This window comes from Stappia sp., assembly GCF_040110915.1.
Lineage (GTDB): Bacteria > Pseudomonadota > Alphaproteobacteria > Rhizobiales > Stappiaceae > Stappia.
On the sequence record NZ_CP157793.1, the window covers coordinates 2,448,956 to 2,466,547 of the forward strand.

General features: G+C 65.1%; 18 protein-coding genes. 6 read left to right on the top strand and 12 right to left on the bottom strand.

The genetic code is table 11. The annotated features are described in order from the left end of the window. Positions 1 to 177: 177 nt before the first annotated feature. The gene (locus tag ABL312_RS10970; RefSeq protein ID WP_349357411.1) at positions 178 to 789 is read right to left on the bottom strand and encodes a flavin reductase family protein; all 612 of its coding nucleotides are present in this window, start codon (positions 787 to 789) and stop codon (positions 178 to 180) included. Then, a complete protein-coding gene (locus ABL312_RS10975) occupies positions 786 to 1,370 on the bottom strand; it encodes a nitroreductase (protein ID WP_349357412.1) in 585 nt (194 codons plus the stop codon). The genes ABL312_RS10970 and ABL312_RS10975 overlap by 4 nt, the downstream gene beginning before the upstream one ends. 217 nt (positions 1,371 to 1,587) lie before the next feature. Between ABL312_RS10975 and ABL312_RS10980 the strand changes: the two genes are divergently transcribed. Continuing rightward, positions 1,588 to 2,643, top strand: a complete 1,056-nt coding sequence (locus ABL312_RS10980) for a hypothetical protein (RefSeq protein WP_349357414.1) — start codon at positions 1,588 to 1,590, stop codon at positions 2,641 to 2,643. 52 nt (positions 2,644 to 2,695) lie between these two features. Here ABL312_RS10980 and ABL312_RS10985 read toward each other — a convergent pair whose 3' ends face one another. The 7 genes from ABL312_RS10985 to ABL312_RS11015 all read right to left on the bottom strand — a co-directional run bounded on the left by ABL312_RS10985 (position 2,696) and on the right by ABL312_RS11015 (position 10,795). Then, positions 2,696 to 3,559, bottom strand: coding sequence for a lysophospholipid acyltransferase family protein (locus ABL312_RS10985; protein ID WP_349357415.1), 864 nt, complete (start codon positions 3,557 to 3,559; stop codon positions 2,696 to 2,698). A gap of 162 nt (positions 3,560 to 3,721) precedes the next feature. Further along, positions 3,722 to 5,674: a threonine--tRNA ligase gene (thrS, locus tag ABL312_RS10990; protein WP_349357416.1), complete on the bottom strand. Its 1,953-nt coding sequence runs from the start codon at positions 5,672 to 5,674 to the stop codon at positions 3,722 to 3,724. A gap of 161 nt (positions 5,675 to 5,835) precedes the next feature. Continuing rightward, entirely contained in the window at positions 5,836 to 6,252 is a 417-nt protein-coding gene (locus ABL312_RS10995) for a hypothetical protein (protein ID WP_349357417.1), read from the bottom strand. A 951-nt stretch (positions 6,253 to 7,203) separates the two neighbouring features. Beyond that, complete coding sequence (locus tag ABL312_RS11000; protein ID WP_349357418.1) at positions 7,204 to 8,664, bottom strand: RimK family protein; 1,461 nt, start codon at positions 8,662 to 8,664, stop codon at positions 7,204 to 7,206. Positions 8,665 to 8,670: 6 nt separating this feature from the next. Beyond that, positions 8,671 to 9,777 carry a GNAT family N-acetyltransferase/peptidase C39 family protein gene (locus ABL312_RS11005; RefSeq protein WP_349357419.1) on the bottom strand — a complete coding sequence of 369 codons (1,107 nt, stop codon included), beginning with the start codon at positions 9,775 to 9,777 and terminating at the stop codon, positions 8,671 to 8,673. Between the two features lie 153 nt (positions 9,778 to 9,930). Further along, complete coding sequence (gene yidD / locus ABL312_RS11010) at positions 9,931 to 10,275, bottom strand: membrane protein insertion efficiency factor YidD (protein WP_374730119.1); 345 nt, start codon at positions 10,273 to 10,275, stop codon at positions 9,931 to 9,933. Positions 10,276 to 10,348: 73 nt separating this feature from the next. Further along, positions 10,349 to 10,795: an iron-sulfur cluster assembly scaffold protein gene (locus ABL312_RS11015; protein WP_349357421.1), complete on the bottom strand. Its 447-nt coding sequence runs from the start codon at positions 10,793 to 10,795 to the stop codon at positions 10,349 to 10,351. 312 nt (positions 10,796 to 11,107) lie between these two features. Between ABL312_RS11015 and folE the strand changes: the two genes are divergently transcribed. Together folE and hisI are read left to right on the top strand one after the other, a co-directional pair. Continuing rightward, positions 11,108 to 11,743, top strand: coding sequence for a GTP cyclohydrolase I FolE (gene folE / locus ABL312_RS11020; RefSeq protein ID WP_349357422.1), 636 nt, complete (start codon positions 11,108 to 11,110; stop codon positions 11,741 to 11,743). A 130-nt stretch (positions 11,744 to 11,873) separates the two neighbouring features. Continuing rightward, on the top strand, positions 11,874 to 12,323 hold the full coding sequence (gene hisI, locus ABL312_RS11025; protein WP_349357423.1) for a phosphoribosyl-AMP cyclohydrolase: 450 nt from the start codon (positions 11,874 to 11,876) through the stop codon (positions 12,321 to 12,323). A gap of 94 nt (positions 12,324 to 12,417) precedes the next feature. On the opposite strand, the gene ABL312_RS11030 is transcribed toward hisI, so the two are convergent. Both ABL312_RS11030 and ABL312_RS11035 read right to left on the bottom strand, forming a co-directional pair. Next, complete coding sequence (locus ABL312_RS11030; RefSeq protein ID WP_349357424.1) at positions 12,418 to 12,849, bottom strand: CBS domain-containing protein; 432 nt, start codon at positions 12,847 to 12,849, stop codon at positions 12,418 to 12,420. 122 nt (positions 12,850 to 12,971) lie between these two features. Next, positions 12,972 to 13,739: a rhomboid family intramembrane serine protease gene (locus ABL312_RS11035; protein ID WP_349357425.1), complete on the bottom strand. Its 768-nt coding sequence runs from the start codon at positions 13,737 to 13,739 to the stop codon at positions 12,972 to 12,974. A gap of 520 nt (positions 13,740 to 14,259) precedes the next feature. Here ABL312_RS11035 and ABL312_RS11040 point away from each other — a divergent pair. From ABL312_RS11040 to ABL312_RS11050, 3 genes are all read left to right on the top strand, one after another. Continuing rightward, positions 14,260 to 14,916, top strand: a complete 657-nt coding sequence (locus ABL312_RS11040; RefSeq protein ID WP_349357426.1) for a PAS domain-containing protein — start codon at positions 14,260 to 14,262, stop codon at positions 14,914 to 14,916. A 169-nt stretch (positions 14,917 to 15,085) separates the two neighbouring features. Continuing rightward, positions 15,086 to 15,706, top strand: a complete 621-nt coding sequence (locus ABL312_RS11045; protein ID WP_349357427.1) for a PilZ domain-containing protein — start codon at positions 15,086 to 15,088, stop codon at positions 15,704 to 15,706. Positions 15,707 to 16,262: 556 nt separating this feature from the next. Then, positions 16,263 to 16,880: a transglutaminase-like cysteine peptidase gene (locus ABL312_RS11050; protein WP_349357428.1), complete on the top strand. Its 618-nt coding sequence runs from the start codon at positions 16,263 to 16,265 to the stop codon at positions 16,878 to 16,880. Positions 16,881 to 16,992: 112 nt separating this feature from the next. On the opposite strand, the gene ABL312_RS11055 is transcribed toward ABL312_RS11050, so the two are convergent. After that, positions 16,993 to 17,523, bottom strand: coding sequence for a gamma carbonic anhydrase family protein (locus ABL312_RS11055; RefSeq protein WP_349357429.1), 531 nt, complete (start codon positions 17,521 to 17,523; stop codon positions 16,993 to 16,995). Between the last annotated feature and the right edge of the window lie 69 nt (positions 17,524 to 17,592).

Sequence of the window (17,592 nt, forward strand, 5' to 3'; positions counted from 1 at the left end):
CTCTTGACCAGTAGAAAGACTATTGGCTCCCCGATACCGGGTCGCGCTAACGCTTGCCCGGTATGACGACAAAAGAGTTCCCATCCCTTGTCATCAAGCTCAAGGGCGCGCCCGTGCGCGCCCTCTTCGCATCCCCTGCCGGGACGCGGCCGACGGGTCTCGTCTTTTCGAGACCCGTCAGTCGGCCTTCGGCCGCGTCATCTGGAACACCGCGTCCGTCACCGCATAGTCCATGTAGCCGAGACGCGACAGCGGGCGGGCCCTTGTCACGTCGAACCGCCCGTCGACAAGCACGTCTTCGGCGATATGGACCGCCACGACCTCGCCGAACACCACCCAGTTGTCCGACATCTCACCGTCCAGACCGGTGAGACGCAGCGTCTGCAGCGTGCGGCATTCCAGCGCCGCCTTCGCCTCTCCGACGCGCGGCGCGGAGACGAGATCGCTGTCGAGCGGGGTCAGCCCGGCCTTGTCGAACTCCGACACGCCGTGCGGATAGGGCGCCGAGGAGCGGTTCATCGCCACCTTCAGATCTTCCGTCGCCAGGTTGAACACGAAGTCGCCGCCGGCGTCCGCGTTGGTGACGCTGTCCTTGTAGCCGGAGGAGGAGAACATCACGATCGGCGGACTGTCGCTGACCGCGTTGAAGAAACTGTAGGGCGCGAGATTGAGGCTGCCGTTCGGATGGCGCGTCGAGATCCAGCCGATCGGGCGCGGCGCGACGATCGCCTTGAACGGATTGTGCGGCAGGCCGTGGCCGTCGGCGACCTTGTAGGAATAGGTGCTCATGCGCCGGTCCACTCCGTGATGAGGGCCTCGAGATCGGGCCGGGCACGCTCGCTCGGCGTCTGGGTCGGCGTGCCGACATGCACGAAGCCGGCGATTCGCTCAGCCTCGGCCAGTCCGAGCAGGCCGGCGACCTCGTCGTCGAAGGCGATCCACTCGCTCAGCCACTGCGCAGCGAAGCCGCCCGCATGCACCGCATGGATCAGATTCATGCACACCGCTCCGGCGGAAAGCTGCTGCTCCCACACGGGGATCTTGGGGTGCACCGCCGCCTTGCTGACGACCGCGACGACCAGAGGCGCGCGGGAGAAGCGGGTTTCCTCCTGCTGGCGCCGCTCGTCCGACAGGGCCTCGCCGCGTGCGTCCAGCAACGCCACCAGCTTGCGGCCGAGCGCATGGCGCGCGTCGCCCCGGATCAGCACGAATCGCCAGGGCGCGAGTTTGCCGTGGTCGGGCACGCGGGCGGCCGCCTGCAGCATCCGGGTCAGCACGTCGCCGTCCGGCGCGGGCTCGGCGAGCGTCGCCGCCGGATGCGAGCGGCGCGTCAGCAGATGGGACATCAGATCGGGCGAAGGAGAGGTCATGGCGTTCCTTTCTCGGACCGGAGACGGTCGGCGTCCCCTTCACCTAACCGGACTGGCGACGCTGTCAATCGGGACGGGGCGACGGTCCCGGCGCAGGGACGCGCGCGCGTCGCGCGGGCGCCCCGCCCCGCGCGACTTGAAATCGCCCCAGTCTTGGGGAAGAAACGGAAAAGCTTCATTGCGACGACGCCTACGACACAGAGGACACGCCTCCCCCATGCGGGCCATCCCTTCGACGCTTGCGGGCCTGATCGCCCTTGCGCTTCTGGTCGCGCCCGCCACGGCGCAGGAAAGCGTCACGCCGCCGCCCAAGCCCGACGAATTCCAGGCCCAAAGCGGCAACGCCGACCTGCCCGACGATCCGCCGCTCAACGGGTCCGAGGACCCGCCGCTCGACGCGCTCCTGGAAGGTGGCGGCCTGGTGCGCGGCGCGCTGACGCCCGCGGTCCCCTATGCGCCCGCGATCACGCCGCAGACGGGCATGCCCAGCGTCGGCGGACCGGCCCCGGTGTATCTGGTCGCGCGCCTCAGCGACACGAGCCCGACGCTGACGCAGGGCGTTGCCTGGCGGGTTTACTCCGACACGCCGGGCGATGACGGCACGCTCGATCTGGTGGCCAGCGTCGACGGCGGCGACGCCGATCTCCGTCTGGAGCCGGGAAGCTATCTGGTGCATGCCGCCTTCGGCTATGCCGGACGCACCAGCCGGCTGGAGGTCGGCACCGGCGTGACAAGCCGCACCATGCTGCTCAACGCCGGCGGCATGAAGCTCGACGCCCAGTTTTCCGGGCACGAGGATATCCGGGTCGGGCGGGTACGCTTCGATATCTACGAACGCGAGTTCGACAATCGCGGCGAGCGCAAGCTGGTCGCCGGCGATATCGCGCCGGGCGAGATCGTGCGGCTGAACGCCGACACCTATCACGTGGTCAGCCGCTACGGCGCCATCAACGCCACCGTGCGCGCCGACATCCGGGTCGAACCGGGCAAGCTCACCGAGGCCACGGTCTATCACAACGCGGCGCGGGTGACGCTGAAGCTCGTGGACGAACCGGGCGGCGAGGCGCTCGCCAACACCGCCTGGAGCGTGCTCACGCCCGGCGGCGACCAGGTGGCGGAGGCCAACGGCGCCTTTCCCGCCTTCGTCCTGGCCTCGGGCGAATACCAGGTGATCGCCCGCAACGACGATCAGCTCTATTCCCGCAAGTTCAAGGTCAAGACCGCGGAACATGGCGAGGTGGAGGTGCTGACCTCCCAGGTCCTGAAGCAGTAGCCGGGACGCAGGACCGCAAACGCGGAACCGGCGCGCCGTCCCGCAGCGCCCCTCAGATGGCGGGCCGCGACGGCCGCCGCACCGCGCGCCGGCGTCGCATCTCCGGCGGCGCCATCGAGACGACGCGGTGGCGCAGGTGCTCGATCATCTTGCGCTGATCGCCGAAGACGGCGAGATCCTCGAAGGGGATCGGCGCGCCGATGCGCACGGCGAGATCCGAGCCGATGATGCGGCGGAACTCGCGGATGTACATCGACAGCCGCAGGGTCAGCGAAAAACGCGACACCAGATGAAACAGCGGCGAGTTCTGCCCGTCGAAATAGACCGGCAGCACGGTTGCCCGCGACGCGCGGATCATCTTGGCGGTGAAGGTCTTCCACGGCAGTTCCTGCGCGCGGCCAAAGGGCTTGTCCGCCGTCGCCACGCCGCCGCCGGGAAAGACGACGATCGTCACCCCCTCCTTCAGGAGCTTCAGCGCTTCCTGCCGCGTCTTCATGTTGGTCCGAAGGGCGGCTTCCGTTTCCTCGAAGTCGATAGGCAGCGCGTAGGGGCGGATCTCCGGCGCCTTGAGCAGCTCGTTGTTGATCAGGATGCGATAGGGCCGCCCGAGACGTTCGGCGAGCGATAGCACCGCCAGCCCGTCGCCGAGGCCATAGGGGTGATTGGCGATCATCACCAGCGGCCCCTCGGGCAGCACCGGCGGAGGCCAATGGCCTTCCTCCACCACGATCTCCACGCCGACGAGCGCCAGCAGGTCGCTCCACTTGGTCGCGGAGGTGGAGGCGATGGCATCGCGCCAGTAGCGGTAGTAACCGAGCAGCACACGGCGCCCGGACAGCGTCTCGATGACCCGGATGAGAGAGCGTTTCACCCACGGGTGATCCGCGTTGGCGTAGCTCAACTCCGTCTCGTGCACCGCAAACCCTCAGGCCGTTCTCGTCTGTCCCGGTCGCTTAAGCCGATTCCCCGAACAAGTATACGTAGACAAACTGCGTGACGGTTTGGCGAAGGTGCCGTTTTACGAAAACGCCCGGCGGGAGGACCCGCCGGGCGCGCATCACGTGGTGTCCCGTGCCGGTCAGACGTCGCCGGCCGCCCGCTTCAGATCCGGCGGCACCGCCTCGTCGGACAGGCTCGCGATCGCCTCGTCAAGCCCCATGGCGGTCTGATGCTTGGAGCCGAGACGGCGCACATTGACCGTGCGTTCCTCCGCCTCGCGCTTGCCGCACACCAGAATGACCGGGGTCTTGGCCAGCGAATGCTCGCGGACCTTGTAGTTGATCTTCTCGTTCCTGAGATCGATCTCCGCGCGAAGCCCCGCCTTCTTGACCGCCGCCAGCACCTCGCGCGCATAGTCGTCGGCATCCGACGTGATGGTCGCCACCACCACCTGCTGCGGCGCGAGCCACAGCGGGAAATGACCGGCGTAGTTCTCGATCAGGATGCCGAGGAAGCGCTCCATCGACCCGCAGATCGCCCGGTGCACCATGACCGGCGTCTTCTTGGTCCCGTCGGCATCGACGTAGAAGGCGCCGAAGCGTTCGGGCAGGTTGAAGTCGACCTGCGTGGTGCCGCACTGCCATTCGCGGCCGATGGCGTCGCGCAGCGTGTATTCGAACTTCGGTCCGTAAAACGCGCCCTCGCCTTCCAGGATGCCGGTCTTGATGCGCCCGCCCGAGCGCGCCTCGATCATCTTCAGCACCTCGGCCATCACCGCCTCGGCGTGGTCCCAGGAGGCATCCGAGCCGACGCGCTTTTCCGGCCGGGTCGAGAGCTTGACCACGATCTCCTCGAAGCCGAAGTCGGCATAGGTCGACAGGATCAGGTCGTTGATCTTCAGGCACTCGTCGGCCAGCTGCTCCTCGGTGCAGAAGACATGCGCGTCGTCCTGCGTGAAGGCGCGCACGCGCATCAGCCCGTGCAGCGCGCCGGAGGGCTCGTAGCGCGACACCGCACCGAACTCGGCCATGCGCAGCGGCAGGTCGCGGTAGGACTTCAGCCCGTGCTTGAAGATCTGAACGTGACCGGGGCAGTTCATCGGCTTGATCGCGAAGACGCGCTCGTCCTCGGTCTCGGTGACGAACATGTTCTCCCGATACCAGTCCCAGTGGCCGGAGGTCTCCCACAGCGCCTTGTCGAGGATCTGCGGCGCATTCACCTCGTCGTAATCGGCCTCGAGCCGCCGGCGCATGTAATTGACCAGCGTCTGGAACAGCGTCCAGCCCTTGGCGTGCCAGAAGACGACGCCCGGCCCTTCCTCCTGGAAATGGTAGAGGTCCATCTCCCGGCCGAGCTTGCGGTGATCGCGCTTCTCCGCCTCCTCCAGCATGTGGAGATAGGCCTTGAGCTCTGCCTCATTGGCCCAGGCGGTGCCATAGATGCGGGTGAGCATCTCGTTGTTGGCGTCGCCGCGCCAATAGGCGCCGGCCACCTTCATCAGCTTGAAGGCGTCGCCGATCTGCTTCGTGGAGGCCATGTGCGGCCCCCGGCACAGATCGAGCCAGTCGCCCTGCCGGTAGATGCGAAGCTCCTGATCTTCCGGGATCGCGTCGATCAGCTCGACCTTGTAGGTCTCGCCCTTCGACAGGAAGTGGCGCTTGGCCTCGTCGCGCGACCACACCTCGCGGGTGAAGGCCTCGCCACGCTGGATGATCTCGCGCATCTTCTTCTCGATGACCGGCAGGTCCTCGGGCGTGAAGGGCTCGTCGCGCTTGAAATCGTAATAGAAGCCGTTCTCGATCACCGGGCCGATGGTGACCTGCGTGCCCGGCCACAACTCCTGCACGGCCTCGGCCATCACATGGGCGGCGTCGTGGCGGATCAGCTCCAGCGCGCGCGGGTCGTCGCGGGTGACGATCTCGATCGCCGCGTCGCGCCTGATCGGCAGCGACAGGTCGGCGAGTTCGCCGTCGAGCGTCACCGCGACCGCCTTCTTGGCGAGCGACTTGGAAATGCCGGCGGCGATCTCCGCGCCGGTCACGCCGGCGTCGAAATCGCGCACGGACTTGTCGGGAAAGGTCAGATGGATCATGGCATCTCTCCGGGCTCACTCCTGCAAACGCGGCAGGTAAGCGTGGGTGGGCATCTAGAACGTAAACGGTTCTGTACCTGTGAGAGCGCGCAACTCCCCGGGCGCAAAACAAAGCCGGGGTAGAGTATTTGAAAACGCTAAGCAAGACCCCAAGGATCGCACTAACCCGAAGCCCGATCGATGAATTTCGGACGCCATCCGCTGAACAAAATATAAATAATAAAAATGAAGGCTATTATATGAATATATAAAACAGTTAGCCTTCTATTACTGTAATCTTTACTAATAAGATAAGATATAGATTTATGATCGCCATTAAAAATACCGCTTTCCACCATAATTTTTATATCAAAAATTATATAATTCAACAATTCATAACTTGATACAAGTGCATTCATATTGATATATGAGAAAAATCCGTAACCAATAAGGCAAAATAAAATTGTTAAAAAATTTTTATGCCTTCTAGATAGAAAAATAAATCCAAATGCAGCAATATGAATCGCAATAAACATATTCCATAAAGTATCTATCTTATCTCCAATTTCAATATAAAATTCAATATAATTTATATTCATGAATCACCTAATCCGCCTATCGCCACAAATTCTATGACCTTCAAATACTTTACACCCATTGAAACAGGGAGAAGATCTAAGAGCGGTAACTATTTTTTTACCATTATTGTTCAGATCTATAAATGTCTGATTTGCTAAAATTGAATCAACCAACGTCTGATCACAACCGCAATCATACATTCCCCGATCCCGATAACAGAGGTCGTGAGCACGACAGATGGCATCCAGTGGATCTGTAACTGGCGGGTTGCGTCCAGCCGCAGGGTGCCCTTGACCGCACCAATTACCACAAATCGGCGTTCCAGATGAAGGAGCCCTATTACTTAAAGCCGAGACGATGATCCCGGTTGTATTCGTCATGTGGCTCGGGATCAAAAGCGCCCCCCCCAAACTTACCACAGGTGAAGTTAAATCATCGAACAACTGTTTGAGTCCAATAGGGTCATCTACCCCGCCGGCCCAACTGCGCGCCTCAGATGCCGTAAGGCAAGCGTCAACTTGAGAAGGACTGTATGCAGTGCTGAGAGTCTTGCTGCCGCCAGAAGAAGCAGTCTGAGTCTTCAATTCATCAGCGCGCTCAATCGACACAATATCCGCCGGATCTGGACCCGAGTTGCACGCACCAACGACAAATAAGAAAACAAAAACAACAAGGTATCTCGAAATCACCTTAGCCCCACACTAGCTCGCATACTACGTTAACGATATCTTAGAGTAGCATGAGCTAATTCTGCAATCTGAAATTTTCCCACTCCCAACACAAGTCGATCCAAATCACAACATTCATTTTCAAATGAAACTTCGATCATTTTCTATTAACTTTCAGTAATAAATTCACCCCACCCCAACATCTAAGTAAAATATAAATATAGATATATTAACTAAAAATACATTTATTGTATATTATTTTATAGACTTAGATGGCCATTCGTTTCTCATTTCACTTAATGTCTAACGCGCCTCGATGCGGCGGACGAACCAGCGCACCAGGCGCTCCCACACCATGTCCTTTTCCGCCGCATCCTCCACGCCGTGATCGAGATTGGGGTTGTCGTTGATCTCGATGACCACGACCCGATCGCCCACCGCCTTGAGATCGACGCCGTAGAAGCCGTCGCCGATGAGCCGGGCGGCCCGCACCGCCGTGTCGACCACCGCGGGCGGCGTTTCCGCCAGCGGCACCGTCTTGAAGCCGCCCTCCACGGCGGGCTTGCCGTCCTCGTGGCGCACGATCTGCCAGTGCTTCTTGGCCATCAGATACTGGACCGCGAAGAGCGGTTCGCCGTCGAGCACGCCGATCCGCCAGTCGAAGTCGGTCGGGCAGTATTCCTGTGCCAGGATGATGTCGCTGTCCTCCAGCAGGTCCTTCACCTTGTCCGCGATCGCCGCCTCGCCGGCGAGGCGGAACACGCCCCGGCTGAAGGAGCCGTCCGGGATCTTGAGCACCACCGGGCTGCCGAGCCGGGCCTCGATCCCCTTCGCCTCCGCGACCGAGGCGAGCACGGCGGTCTTCGGCACCGGAATGCCGTGCGTTTCCATCAGTTCCGACAGATAGACCTTGTTGGTGCAGCGGATCATCGACACGGGGTCGTCGATCACCGGCATCCCCTCCTGCACGGCGCGGCGGGCGAAGCGGTAGGTATGCGTGTCGATGTTCGTCGTCTCGCGGATGAACAGCGCGTCATATTGCGCCAGCCGGTCTAGATCGCCCTTGCCGATGGGCACGATCTCCACCCCCTGGCGCGCGGCGACACGGGCGAGATGCCGCAGCGACGTCTGGCTCGAGGGCGGCAGTTCCTCGCGTGGATCGAACAGCACGGCGAGCGCATATTTCATCGCAAGCCGCTGTTTCGGCGCCCGCCAGGCGCGCTGGGTGTAGCGGTCGAGGCTTTCCAGGAAGAAGGCACGGCTTTCGGCATCGAGATCGGCGATGCTCACGAGCCGGATGCGCGCGATCGTCACCCACTCGCCGGGGCGCAGATCGACCTGCACCACCGGCGATCGGTACCAGTCGAACAGCAGCCGCGCGAAGGCCTCCAGCGCGGGATCACGGGTGCGGCCGAGGCAGACCAGCAGCCGGGTGGCGGCGAGCGGCGCGCCGCTCTTCGCCAGCCCCCGGTTGAGACTGTCCTCCAGTTCCGGCAGCGCGTGGCGGTACAGCGCCTTGCGCGACAGTTCCAGCATGGTCTCGACCGTCGGCAGGACGCGATGCTGGCGCGCCTCGGCCAGCAGCGAGGCGTAATAGCCCGCGCCCTGATAGCCGTAGGACCGCGCGAGATTGATGATCTTGGGATGCGTGCCGGCAAACAGCTTCGGCCGCATCATGTAGTCGCGCACGCTCATCACCTTGTGCGGCGTGTCGGCGTTCGACAGGTCCTTGGGATTGTCGACGAGCACCACCCAGGTCGCCATGGACGATCAGACCTTTCTCAACAGGATCTGCGCGCGCACCGGCGGCTTGCCCCAGCGCGCCATGCGGTCGAAGGTATCGAGCGGGATCGGCAGGGTGCCGGCGTCCTGCGCCGTTTCCAGCCCCTCCCCGCCGAGCCAGGGATCGTGCACGAAGAGATGGCGCGCGTCGCAGCCATGCACCAGCAGCCAATGGGCCCCGCGTCGCGCGAACATCACGTTCTCCGAAATCAGCACGATGGCGAGCGCGCCGCCGGCCACCGCCTCGGCCAGTCCGCGCGCGTCCAGCGGATCGTCCCGCGCCGGGATACCGAGCGCCGCCGCCTCGTCGCGATAGTCCGCCTGAACGATCTCCATCACCCGCCGCTTGGCCGGATCGCGCACGCTCGACAGGAACACCGGCCCCGGCGGCGACAGCCGCACCTCGACCGACAGCCCGCGCTTCGCGGCGGCGACCGCGAGCCCATAGGGGCCGCAGCCGCCGTGACCGGCGGCCAGAAAGATCGTCGTCGCCTCGCGCCACAGCCGCAGCTCGAGCCGCGCGCCGGCCGGCGTCGCCGGATCGAAATGGGCGAGCGCCATCATCAGGCAGGCGGGGCCGCAGGTGAACTCGGTCGACTGTGGCAGGAACGGCGGCGCGGCCCGCGGCGGCCGCGCCCCGTAGAGCAGCTTTTCCATGCGCAAGGCGGCGCAGCCGTCCTCGTAATAGTTCGAGATCCGCCCGTGCGGCCGGTAGCCCGCCCGCTCATAGAGCGCGCGTGCCGCCGCATTGTCCTCGCGCACTTCCAGCCGCAGCACGAGACGCTCGCGCTCGAAGGCGTCGGCCTCGGCCGCCGCCAGCAGCGCCCGGCCGTATCCGAGCCCCTGCACGGATGGCGCCAGCGCCAGCGAGTAAAGCCGCGCAAGCGCGGTGCCACGGCGAAACAGCAAAAGGACGTAGCCGAGGATCTCGCCGGCACCATCGCCCGCTTTCCGCTCGGCGACCAGACAGGAGGCGGTCTCGGCGTCGAGAAAGCGCCGGAAGCTGCGACGGGAGATCCGGTCGCCCGCGAAGGCCTGCGTTTCGATGCGAATCAAGGCCGCGAGATCGGCCGGCGTGGCCCGGCGCGTCGTCACGGCTTCTGAGAGTGTGGCAAGAGGTCGAGCAGGCATCCGTCGATCGCCCCGGACAGGTTTACAGGCAGTTTGCGCATAGTCCGGAAGCGCGGGAAAGTCCTCTTCCGCGAACGCATGACCGCTCCCGAAACCGCATGGCTGGCGGCGGCGCACTCAGTCGAGCCGGGTCGCGGGATCGATGTGGTCGCAGCCCCAGCGCCCATAGCGCCAGGGCCGAGACCAGCACGCGTCGGCCGGCAGCGCCTCGGGGATCGGATCAAAGCCGCTGCAGCCGCCCGGCCGGCAGCGTTGCAGACGCGCCAGGCCCATCCATCCGCCCGCCCAGGCGCCGTAGCGGCGGATCGCGTCGGCCGTGTACTCCGAGCACGTTGGCGCATAGCGGCAGGTGCGCCCCATGAAGGCGGAGAGCGTCAGCTGATAGACGCGGATCAGCGCCAGCATGATCCAGGCCGCGACACCGCGTCGCGCCGCGGGCGAAGATGGGGGGTCGAACGTCATGAGAACCATGCGGCAGACGGGGCGAAACGGGGTCCGCGCTCGTCCCGATGAAGCGAAACCGGCGCCGGCGGCATCAGGCCGCGTCGGACCCGCGCGCCGCTTCGATCTTGTCGAGCGCCTCGACGACGGCGTCGAAGGTGAGCAGGGTCGAGGCGTGGCGCGCCTTGTAGTCGCGCACCGGCTCCAGGCAGGCGCACTCGGCGAAGCGGCCCGTCGGAGCCGGACCGCCCTCCTTCAGCATGGCCCGCATCTGCGCGCGCACCTGCCGCAACTCCCCGGCCGTGGCGCCGATCACATGGCGCGCCATGATGGAGGAGGCCGCCTGGCCCAGCGCGCACGCTTTCACGTCGTGCGCGAAATCGGTTACAACTCCCTCTCGCATGCACAGATCGACGTCGACGGTCGATCCGCACAGTTTCGAATGCGCCCGCGCGCTGGCGTCCGGAGCGTCGAGCCGGCCGAGGCGCGGAATGTTTCCGGCCAGTTCGAGGATCTTCGCATTGTAAACGTCGTCGAGCATGGGCGCCTCTTCAACACCGTGTGAGGGTCGCGAAACGGCTTCACAGCGTTCTCGTCCCCTATATATAGGTCGCCACGCCGGAAGGAAACGCGCACGTGGGGCGGGGCCTTGCCGCATGAGGGGGCGCCTGGCAAACAACGGCGCCGAAGGCGGCAGAGACAGCGGGGCGCCCGTCCGGGGCGCCCTATTTCGAACCGAATGCCACGCTAGGGCTGCGCGGGTCGCGTTCGAAAATGCAGACGGACCAGGTGGTCCGAAGGGGTAAGGGCAGCGTATCGGATGCCGAACAGAGCTCAAACGGGGGATCCCGCAATGGACGCTATCTTGAAGCCGGTCAGCGAAAGGGCCGACCGTGCCGAACCGTCCCAGACACGCCCGACGCGCGAGGAGGCTCAGGCCGCCGTGCGCACGCTGCTGGCCTGGGCCGGCGACGACCCGGCCCGCGAGGGGCTGATCGACACGCCCAAGCGCGTGGCCAAGGCCTATGAGGAAATCTTCTCCGGTTACTTCCAGGACCCGGCGGAACACCTGAAGCGCACCTTCGAGGACGTCGGCGGCTACGACGACATCGTTCTGGTGCGCGGCATTCCCTTCTTCTCGCATTGCGAGCACCATGTGCTGCCCTTCGTCGGCGAGGCGCATGTGGCCTATTACCCCTCCGAAGGCGTGGTCGGCCTGTCGAAGATCGCCCGGGTGGTCGACATCTACGCCAAGCGGCTGCAAACCCAGGAAAACCTGACGGCGCAGATCATCGAGGCGATGGACACCCATCTGGCGCCGCGCGGCATCGCGGTCATGCTGGAGGCCGAGCACCAGTGCATGACCATGCGCGGCGTGCAGAAGCGCGGCGTGTCGACCATCACGACCCAGTTCACCGGCGTCTTCCGCGACGATCCGAGCGAACAGGTCCGCTTCATGAACCTGGTGCGCGACACCCGCCGCGGTTGACGCGGCGGGCCTGGCACCCCTACCCCTCATCGACCGGACCGCGCGGACCAGACCGCCTGGGCCGCGCGGTCCGTGATCGCGTGGGCCCGCCCGGTCCGGCGCAGCACTTCAATCGGGACATGATCGGGACATGACGGAAACGAAGTTCGCCACGCGCGGCGACAAGGGCGAGGTCGAGCAGGGGTCGACCTTCCAGCCGAAATTCGATGCCGACGGGCTGATCGCCTGCGTCGTCACCGACGCGGACGACGGCACCGTACTCATGGTCGGCTACATGAACGCGGAAGCCCTCGATCGCACGCTCGAGACCGGGGAAGCCTGGTACTGGAGCCGCTCGCGGCAGTCCTTCTGGAAGAAAGGCGAGACCTCGGGCCAGGTGCAGCAGGTGGTGGAGATCCTCACCGACTGCGATCAGGACGCGCTCGTCCTGCGTGTCCGGGTGGCGGGGAATGGCGCCACCTGTCACGTCGGCTACCGCGCGTGCTTCTATCGCCGCCTTGTGCGCCGCGACGATGGCACCACGGCGCTGGAACACGCCGGCGGGGCCCGCGTCTACGATCCCAAGGACATCTACGGCTGACACGGCTTTCGCGCCGCCGGACGCTGACGGCGGCGCGGAAAACCGATTGCGCTCGAGGCGGTGGCCTCAGGTCGTCGCCCTTCGCGGGCCCGCCTCAGGTCATGGCGATGTAATTGCGCATCTCCTCCGCCTCGCGCTCGATCTGCGCGATGCGGTGCTTGACGACATCGCCGATGGAAATGAGCCCGGCGAGCTTGCCGTCCTGCAGCACCGGCACGTGGCGGAAGCGCCCGCCGGTCATCCGGGCCATCACCGTGTTGACGGTCTCCTGCGGCTGGCAGGTCACCACCTCGGCGGTCATATAGGCCGACACCGGCTTGTCGAGGGCATCGACGCCATCCTCGGAGATCGCGCGCACCACGTCGCGCTCCGAGATGATGCCCGCGATCGGCGCATCGTCGTCGGCGATCACCAGCGCCCCGATGCGGCGCCGTCCGAGAATGGCACAGATTTCGCGCATCTGGGTCGTGGACCGCTCCGTGACGACGTCCCGTCCCTTCTCGTTCAAAATCGATGCGACCGTCATGCGCGCCTCCTCCCGACTGAAGCCGATCTTGTCTCCGGTTCGGCGCCCCGGAGGACGCCGCAGGCCCGTATCATGACAAATCTGCCGTGCGGCGCAATCGGCAATGCGCGCGCCGGAGCGCGTCACGGCCCGGCGCGCCGCACCGGATCGAACAGGGAAAACAATACGAAACCGGCCACGAAGCCGCCGATATGCGCCTCCCAGGCGATCGAGCCGCCGGTTCCGCCGAGCCCCGGCGTCACGACGCCGAAGATGAGGTTGATGGCGAACCAAACCGTCAGGAACATCGCCACGCGCGGGTTGGAAAGCGCCCCCAGGAAGCCCGTCGCCGGCACGCGGTAGGCTGCCGCATCGGTTCGCCGCACCGCGCCCAGCGGTCCGCCCGTCTGGAAGACGAAGCGTGTTGCCGCCGCCATCTGTCCCGAGATCGCCGCCGAGGCCCCGATCATCGGCACCGGCTCGCCGAAGTGCAGATAAAGATGCAGCGCCGCCCCGGCGACGGCGCAAATCGCCGACAGCAGCAGAAAGCGGCCCGGCCCCAGCCGGCGGGCCAGCGCGCTGCCGAAGACGGCCATCCACACGACGTTGATGATCAGATGCCCCCAGCTTCCATGCAGGAAGGCATAGGTCAGGAACGTCCAGACATTCGCCGCCGTCCCGCCCGGCAGGCTCATCCCCGCGAGCCCGTCCAGCGCATAGCGCGCCGGCAGAAACGCGAAGGTCAGAAGGACGTCGAGTTCGCCCTCCCGCGACAGGCCCCAGTCGACCACCGCATGAATGCCGATCAGCAGCCCGGCAAGCCAGGTCACCACGCGCGGCAGGTTGAACACCGGCTGCGCGGGCGGTGGCGGCATGCGGGTGAAGGGATCGTGCGGGGCGGGATCGGACATGGGCGGGCCTTTGGGTTGGGAGATCCGGGGGTTGGGAGATCCGGGCTGGACAGGCGGAAAACGGCGACGCGCCGGAAACCGACGCCCGAACCGCGAAACGGCGGCCGGGCGGCCGCGTCCGAGACTTGGACCATTCCGCCCCAAGATCAAGAGCGGGACGCCGCGCAAAAAAACGCCCCGCCGCGCATCGGGCGCGGGCGGAGCGGATCAGGATCGGTGATGCGTGTCTCTTTGTCACCGCGCGGTAGGCGCGCCCGACGCCACGTCGAAGTCGTCAATGCCCGGTTCGACGCAATGAGCCAACGCCTCGAGACTGACCGCGCGGCCCGCCCCCGACAATCGAAACCCTTTGTTAACCTTAAAGACCGGTAAACGCGCCCGCCCCGGCCAAGTGGCATGCCATCTGCACCGATCCCCGCAAACGGCGCGCCGGTCCCGTCCTGTTCCGATCAGGGACACATCGAGCAGGCCCCCCCGGCACGGCGCCTTTCGAACCGCAGGACAGCGAGGGGCAGGACAGATGAAACACCCGGTAACGCAGCGCCTATACGAGTATTGGGACGCGCTGAGGGACGGCCGCCCCGCGCCCGATCGCAGCGAGATCGAACCGGGCAGCATCCGCAGCCTGCTCGGCGATACGTTCATTCTGGAACTCGTCGACCGCGAGACCTATCGCTACCGCCTGGCCGGGACGCGCCTGTGCACCCTGCATTGCCGCGAGCTGAAGAACCGCAACATCCTGCGCGGCTGGTCGCGCGAGGACCACGAGGCCCTGTCGACGCTGCTCGCCGCCGTCACCGAGGACGCGGCCGCCGCCGTGCTCGGCCTGTCCGGCTACACCGAACGCGAGCAGAGCATCGAGATGGAGATGCTGCTCCTGCCGCTGCACATCCCCGGCGAAGGCTGCAGCCGCGTGCTCGGCGCCTGTGTCGCTTTGGAACAGCCCTATTGGGTCGGCATGCATCCGATCCTGTCCCAGTCGGTGAAGAGCGTTCGCCTTCTGTGGCCGGACGAGCAGCCCGCCTTCCTGAGCGCGACCAACACCGGCGCCCCCCACCGGGCAGCAAGCCCCGTGCCGGTGATGACGGCCGAACGCGCCTTCACCCCGCCTCCGGCGGCGGTTCAGGCGGGACGCCGCATCCAGCATCTGACGGTGATCGACGGCGGCAAGTCGTAAGCCCGCCGGCGCGTGATCGAGGACTGAACCGCCCGGGCCGCGATCAAGAGGCGGCCCGGCGCGCGCGTGACGGCGATTGACCGAGTGTTAACCGTCCGGGACTACTTTTCGGGATGCACCGACAAAACGGCACGCGCGGCCGTTGTGCTCCAGGGAAGGTCGACGACGGATGGCGCAGGCCACGGCTCTTACATATCGCACGACTGCCGCCGCCCGGCGGCTGGATCGTCGCCGGCATAGCCGTGTCAAGGTCAGCGTCCTGGGACGTTTCATGCTGGAGAACCGGCGCGAATACCCGTGCCAGACCCTCGACATGTCGCCGGGTGGCGTGTCGCTGGTGACCCCCGTCGGCGCCCGCGTGGGCGAGAAGGTGATCGCGTATCTCGACCATATCGGCCGGATCGAGGGCGAGGTGGTGCGCGAGATCGAGGGCGGCTTCGCGATGCGCATCAACGCCCCGCTGCGCAAACGCGACAAACTGGCCAACGTCCTGACATGGCTTGCCAATCGCGACGTCCTGAACCTGCCGGAAGACCGCCGCCACGAGCGCTTCACACCGAAGAACCCGTTCACCCAGATCGTTCTTCCCGATGGCCGCAGCTACAAGTGCCGCATCGTAGACGTCTCGCTCTCGGGGGCGTCGCTGAAGACCGAGGTCAAGCCGGAAATCGGCATTTCCATCGCGCTCGGCAAAATGCGCGCCCGGGTCGTGCGTCACACCGAAGACGGAATCGCGGTCGAATTCGCCAACGTCCAGAACCGCGATCTGCTGGAAAAACACATCTCCTGACCCGATCCTGACCTGACCGGCTCCTGACTTGGCCCGCCCCAAAGCGGGCCCCGAGCGGTCGCGGCGGGTGCCGACACCCGCTCCGGCGCGTTTTCGCGGTTTTTCCTCCTTTCATCACCCTGTATGACCCGACCGCGCCGCGCCTGCGCGCGCCGGCACGCGCCAGGCCCCTTCCGACGACCGCTGGACGATCCCGGATGCATTGCCGGCGGCCCCGCCACCGGTCGTCGCGATCCACGCCCCGCCTGCCGGCCCGGCCACGCTCCGCCGGCGCATTTTTTCGGCACTTTTTTTCAACCCCCGCAGCCCATCCGCCAGCGTCGCCGCGCCCCGGTTCGGGGCCGGGCACGGACATGCGGGCGCGGTACGACAGCAGCGAAACGGCGGAAATCCGGGATCGATAAAACTTGAATCGAATTCGCATCCAACTTGAATAAAAACAAGTATTTATTTAAGTAAAAATCGTTTTTTACTTTCATAAAGATCAACTTCGGCATTTTGCATGAAATAAAATCGCAAATGTCAATGTCTACGCAGCCTTGGGGAGGGCGTAGACATGATGAAACACACAAGTAAACTGAAGTACGCCATTGCCGCCTGTATCGTGCTCGCCAGTGGAACGGCGCAGGCGGACCGCAACACCGGCCGTTTCATGGAAGTCGGATCGGCGACCCGCGCACCGGTGGGCCATGTCGGCTTCTGTTCGGAAAACCCGGACGAATGTCGGACGGCAAACGACTCCGCCGTGGTGGTCAAGCTCGACCGGGCGCGGTGGAACGAGCTCGTCGCGGTCAACGCGGAAGTGAACCGGCAGGTCCGCCCCGTGACGGACCAGGAGCTCTTCGGCGTCGAGGAATACTGGACCTATCCGACGGAAGGGGCCGGCGACTGCGAGGAATATGTGCTGGAGAAACAGCGCGTGCTGCGGGCCCGCGGCTGGCCGGCCAGTGCCCTGCTCATCACCGTCGTGAAGGACACCAACAATTCCGGGCACGCGGTTTTGACCGTGCGCACCGATCAGGGCGACGTCATCCTCGACAACCAGATCGAGGCGGTCCTGCCCTGGTATTCCGCGCCGTATCGTTTCGTGAAACGGCAATCCACCCGGCATCCCGCGAAATGGGCCGCCATCAGCGACCAGCGCGTCAGCACGGTCGCCAGCATCTCCGACTGAGGGGACACTCCCGAGGTCGCATCTTTGCGCCACCACCTTTTGGCAACTCGGCCAACCCCTCCCCACCCCGGACCGGGTTGCCAGGGCCGGTCCTTCGGGACCGGCTTTTTTTTTATGAGACCGGCGCCAACCCGGCCGCATAGCGCTGCCAGTTGCGGACATAGCCGGCCGCCGACTTCGCGATGCCCTGGATCGCGGCCGCGTCGAGCTGGCGCACGACCTTGCCGGGCATGCCGACGACCAGCGAGTTGTCCGGGATCACCTTGCCCTCCGCGATCAGCGCATTGGCGCCGACGATGCAGTTGCGCCCGATGCGCGCGCCGTTGAGAACCGTCGCCCCCATTCCGACGAGGGAATTGTCGCCGATCTCGCAGCCGTGCAGGATCGCCTTGTGGCCGATGGTGCACCCCCGGCCCACCGTCAGCGGATAGCCGATGTCGGTATGAAGAACGCAGCCGTCCTGAACGTTTGAGGTCTCGCCGATGGTGATGGCCTCGTTGTCGCCGCGCAGCACGGCGCCGAACCAGACGCTGGCGTGCGACTTGAGAACGACGCGGCCGATCACGGTCGCATCCGGCGCGATCCAGACCGCCCCGTCGTCGGGCACTTCCGGAACATGCGCGTCCAGTCGGTAAAGGGGCATTCCTACCTCGCTCGCGGACGGTTTCAGGGACCTGTCGGAATGTGGCCCCGTTTACCGATCCCCACCCCG

What these genes read in the sequence shown, in the direction of transcription:
- ABL312_RS10970 (WP_349357411.1), bottom strand. Translation starts at nt 789, where the DNA reads ATGAGCACCTATTCCTACAAGGTCGCCGACGGCCACGGCCTGCCGCAC.
- ABL312_RS10975 (WP_349357412.1), bottom strand. Translation starts at nt 1,370, where the DNA reads ATGACCTCTCCTTCGCCCGATCTGATGTCCCATCTGCTGACGCGCCGC.
- ABL312_RS10980 (WP_349357414.1), top strand. Translation starts at nt 1,588, where the DNA reads ATGCGGGCCATCCCTTCGACGCTTGCGGGCCTGATCGCCCTTGCGCTT.
- thrS (WP_349357416.1), bottom strand. Translation starts at nt 5,674, where the DNA reads ATGATCCATCTGACCTTTCCCGACAAGTCCGTGCGCGATTTCGACGCC.
- ABL312_RS10995 (WP_349357417.1), bottom strand. Translation starts at nt 6,252, where the DNA reads ATGAATATAAATTATATTGAATTTTATATTGAAATTGGAGATAAGATA.
- ABL312_RS11000 (WP_349357418.1), bottom strand. Translation starts at nt 8,664, where the DNA reads ATGGCGACCTGGGTGGTGCTCGTCGACAATCCCAAGGACCTGTCGAAC.
- yidD (WP_374730119.1), bottom strand. Translation starts at nt 10,275, where the DNA reads ATGACGTTCGACCCCCCATCTTCGCCCGCGGCGCGACGCGGTGTCGCG.
- ABL312_RS11015 (WP_349357421.1), bottom strand. Translation starts at nt 10,795, where the DNA reads ATGCTCGACGACGTTTACAATGCGAAGATCCTCGAACTGGCCGGAAAC.
- folE (WP_349357422.1), top strand. Translation starts at nt 11,108, where the DNA reads ATGGACGCTATCTTGAAGCCGGTCAGCGAAAGGGCCGACCGTGCCGAA.
- hisI (WP_349357423.1), top strand. Translation starts at nt 11,874, where the DNA reads ATGACGGAAACGAAGTTCGCCACGCGCGGCGACAAGGGCGAGGTCGAG.
- ABL312_RS11030 (WP_349357424.1), bottom strand. Translation starts at nt 12,849, where the DNA reads ATGACGGTCGCATCGATTTTGAACGAGAAGGGACGGGACGTCGTCACG.
- ABL312_RS11035 (WP_349357425.1), bottom strand. Translation starts at nt 13,739, where the DNA reads ATGTCCGATCCCGCCCCGCACGATCCCTTCACCCGCATGCCGCCACCG.
- ABL312_RS11040 (WP_349357426.1), top strand. Translation starts at nt 14,260, where the DNA reads ATGAAACACCCGGTAACGCAGCGCCTATACGAGTATTGGGACGCGCTG.
- ABL312_RS11045 (WP_349357427.1), top strand. Translation starts at nt 15,086, where the DNA reads ATGGCGCAGGCCACGGCTCTTACATATCGCACGACTGCCGCCGCCCGG.
- ABL312_RS11050 (WP_349357428.1), top strand. Translation starts at nt 16,263, where the DNA reads ATGATGAAACACACAAGTAAACTGAAGTACGCCATTGCCGCCTGTATC.
- ABL312_RS11055 (WP_349357429.1), bottom strand. Translation starts at nt 17,523, where the DNA reads ATGCCCCTTTACCGACTGGACGCGCATGTTCCGGAAGTGCCCGACGAC.